This window comes from Mycobacterium sp., assembly GCF_035603715.1.
Taxonomy (GTDB): domain Bacteria; phylum Actinomycetota; class Actinomycetes; order Mycobacteriales; family Mycobacteriaceae; genus Mycobacterium.
In genome coordinates this window covers 1-3391 of the sequence record NZ_DATNJW010000386.1, presented here as the reverse complement: position 1 = coordinate 3391, position 3391 = coordinate 1, and the positions used below count along the sequence as shown (strand labels likewise).

The following is a 3391-nucleotide window of genomic DNA, read 5'->3' as shown; positions in this document are numbered from 1 at the left end:
GGTCAGCGCCGCGGCATCACTTGATACGTCGCCCACGACGGGTTTGGCCAATGTCTCTGCGACAACCACCAATTCACCGAAGCTGCCCTGCGCCTCCGGGTGTTGACCGATGATCCGCACGCCGTCCGCGCCGCCGTTGACCACCCGAATGGGGATGGAGGTGACGCGGGTACCGACCGGAAACTGTTCGGTGCAGTCCGGCCCGTAGCCGATGACCTCGCCGACGAATTCGTGGCCGAGCACGATGTCGCGGTCGGCGTCATAGAGCGAACGGCCGGTCGGATCGTTGATCCCCATCTCGGGGTGATCCATGAAATGCACGTCCGACGCGCAGATCGCGGTGCTCAATGTTCGCAGCAACACCTCCCCAGAACCGGGCACTGGGTCGGCGACCTCCCGGACGTCGAGCCGGCCGTCACGCAACACCACCGCACGCATCCGCGCACTCCTTCGGGCTTGGCTGTTCTCGACTATTCGAGATAGTATCTCGATAATCTGAAGTCAGACTACGAAGCCTCGCGAAAGGAAGTCAAGCCATTCCGTCGTCGCCACCGACCACGCGCGTGCTCGATGTGATCGAACTGCTCGCCGCCGCCACCGAAGAACGGCTCCGGTTCTCCGATGTGGTGCGCGAACTCGGGCTGACCCAAGCGACCGCGCACGCGATCCTGACCACGTTGTCTGATCGCGGCTGGGTCAATCGAGATCCGATCGACAAGACGTTTTCGTTGGGACCGGCGCTGGCAGTGGTGGCGACGCGGGTCGAAACCGCGCGCCCGCTGGCACACAGCGCACGAATCACCGCGCTGAACCTTGCCGGGGAATTCGGTTATGCCACATCGGTTGTCGAACGAGTCGGCGATTCGCTGGTGATCACCGCGTTTGAGGACGCCGGCCGGCGGTCCAGCGGCGCGCCCGGCGAACGGATCCGTTACGCCCCGCCTTTCGGAGTCGCATTCGCCGCCTGGGATACCCCCGAGGAGCAGCGGGCCTGGATCGAGCGCAGCGCTGCCACCAACGATGTGCTCACTCGGCGCCTCGAAAAGGTGCTGGCCCGCACCCGTCAGCGTGGGTTCGACGTGGACTGCACGACGCCGGCATTGACCCAGGCCGCCCACGTGATGGGAACGCTGCCCAGTGACGGACTGCCCGACCACGTCCGCGAGATCACCGATCAGCTCCTGACGGAATTCACCACGATTGGCTTCCTGCCCGATGACGACAGCGCGCGCCAGGAGCAGCCGGTGGCGACGATCGCCGCGCCGGTCTTCGACCCCCGCGGCCGGGTCGCGATGATTGTCGCCGTCCATCCGCTGGAGGCCCTGGCACGTAAGCGGATCGATGCCATCGGACGGCGCGTCGCGCGAGTCACCGCGGACCTACACTGACGGACTTTAGGTCGGAGTGAATTGACTCAAATCGTAAATGCCGAGGCTCTTTTCGATATCGGCGACTTTATCGACCACACCTTCAAAGCCGGCCGGCCCGAACCGCCGGTGCTCCTCGTCCTCGAAAACGTCTGCCATGTCCCGAAATTCCTTCGCGGGCACTACCTGACGCAACGTCGGGAAAACGACAGTGTCTTCGCGCGCCTCATGTGGCTCGTACATCCGGATGAACGCCGACATGTCCTGCATCAACGCTTCCCGCTTAGCCTGATCGAGCGCCATGCCGGCACCGGTGGCGGCGACCACTCGGTCGGTCAGCACGCGACCGCGCACGTGCTGGGTGCGTAACACCGAGGTGACGCCGGTGAGTTTGCCCGCCTGCTCCAGCCTAGGGAAAACGTGCTGCTCTTCGAGTTGCTCGTGATAGTCCTCGATAAAGCTTCGAATGATCGCCGCCCCTGCGTTGAGCGCGTCGGCGGGAAGCTGTTCGCTCGCCTGCAAGCGGCGGATTCCTTCTCGATAGATCAGCAGTACGCGTTTGAGTACTCCGTGTTCGCGCATCAAGTCTTCGGGCGGAGTGACCGGCACTTGGTCCTCCGCGGGGGCGCCGGGCTCTGCTGCCGTGGGCTTCGGCTTGTCGCATGCCGATAGCGCGATTGCGCCCACGGCCGATACAGATATCCCCAGAACCCAACGTCGGCCGAGGGCGGGGTTCCGCGGATTTGTCACGGTGACTCCTTGATTCACCCACACCAGCACGGGATCGCCGAGTCGTCAACCGAAGTAAACCGTCTGTGGTGGCATCATCGGGGACAAGTTGATAGATCGGCTAAATACTTGTTATGCTAACTAAGTACGTCCCGACTATCTAAGGAGCACGCATGCCGCGCACCGATAACGACACCTGGGACCTCGCGACCAGCGTTGGAGCAACAGCCACGATGGTTGCCGCGGCCCGAGCCGTCGCCACCAAGTCCGAGAACCCCCTGATCAACGACCAATTCGCCGAGCCACTCGTGCGGGCCGTCGGCGTGGATTTCCTCAGCCGATGGGCCGCCGGAGAGTTGGACGCCGCGAACGTCGACACCGAGGAATCCACCTGGAAGCTTCAGCAGATGCCCGACGCGATGGCCGCCCGGACTCGTTTCTTCGACGCGTTCTTCCATGAGGCGACCGCCGCCGGTATCCGTCAGGCAGTGATTCTGGCCTCCGGCCTCGATGCCCGCGCCTACCGGTTGGACTGGCCGACCGGCATGACCGTCTTCGAGGTCGACCAACCTGAGGTCATCGCGTTCAAGACCGAGACCCTCGCCGAACTCGGTGCGGCTCCGACCACTGACCGCCGTACGGTTGCCATCGATCTGCGTAACGATTGGCCGGCCGCGCTGACCGAAGCCGGCTTCGACCGCAGCCAACCCACGGCGTGGATCGCCGAGGGATTGCTCGGTTACCTGCCGCCGGACGCGCAGGACCGGTTGCTGGACAACATCTCCGCCCTCAGCGCCGACGGCAGCCGGCTGGCCACCGAAGCCATCCCGGACATGCCCGACGTCGACAAGGAGAAGGCGCGCGAGTTGATGCAGCAGGCCACCGAGCAGTGGCGAGCCCACGGCTTCGATCTGAACTTCGAAGAGCTCGGCTACGAGGGTGACCGCGCCGACGTCGCTGAATACCTGGACGGGTTGGGCTGGCGCTCGGTCGGTCGGCCGATGAGTGAGCTGCTGGCCGAGCACGGCCTTCCGCCGGTCCCGCAGACCAGCGACTCGGTGTCGATGGCCGACACGATCTACTACACCTCGGCCAAGTGACGCAGGCACCGCAACGTCGCGGTTTCAACGACGTCGTCACTCGGTTCTGGGGCGTGGCTGCCCCGGCCTACAACCTGCCGGTCTTGCAACAGTGGGTCTACCGCCCGGCGCACGACGAGGTGGTCGCGCAATTGCGCGACCACCAGTCGGCGCGGATAGTCGACGTCGCTTGCGGCACAGGCATTCTGGCTGACC

At 64.6% G+C, this 3391-nt stretch carries 4 protein-coding genes and 1 pseudogene; 3 read left to right on the top strand and 2 right to left on the bottom strand.

Annotation, left to right across the window (positions count from 1 at the left end; translation table 11 throughout):
* The coding region (locus tag VN856_RS16015; protein ID WP_325690711.1) for an alcohol dehydrogenase catalytic domain-containing protein at positions 1-429 on the bottom strand (429 nt) is incomplete at its 3' end.
* Between the two features lie 134 nt (positions 430-563).
* On the opposite strand from VN856_RS16015, the gene VN856_RS16010 reads away from it, so the two are divergent.
* On the top strand, positions 564-1388 hold the full coding sequence (locus VN856_RS16010) for a helix-turn-helix domain-containing protein (RefSeq protein WP_325690709.1): 825 nt from the start codon (positions 564-566) through the stop codon (positions 1386-1388).
* Positions 1389-1394: 6 nt separating this feature from the next.
* On the opposite strand, the gene VN856_RS16005 is transcribed toward VN856_RS16010, so the two are convergent.
* Positions 1395-2147, bottom strand: a complete 753-nt coding sequence (locus VN856_RS16005) for a hemerythrin domain-containing protein (RefSeq protein ID WP_325690707.1) — start codon at positions 2145-2147, stop codon at positions 1395-1397.
* A 122-nt stretch (positions 2148-2269) separates the two neighbouring features.
* Between VN856_RS16005 and VN856_RS16000 the strand changes: the two genes are divergently transcribed.
* Positions 2270-3196 carry a class I SAM-dependent methyltransferase gene (locus VN856_RS16000; RefSeq protein WP_325690705.1) on the top strand — a complete coding sequence of 309 codons (927 nt, stop codon included), beginning with the start codon at positions 2270-2272 and terminating at the stop codon, positions 3194-3196.
* A pseudogene (locus tag VN856_RS15995) lies at positions 3193-3391 on the top strand (SAM-dependent methyltransferase); the annotation flags it as partial. The gene VN856_RS16000 and the pseudogene VN856_RS15995, both read left to right, overlap by 4 nt.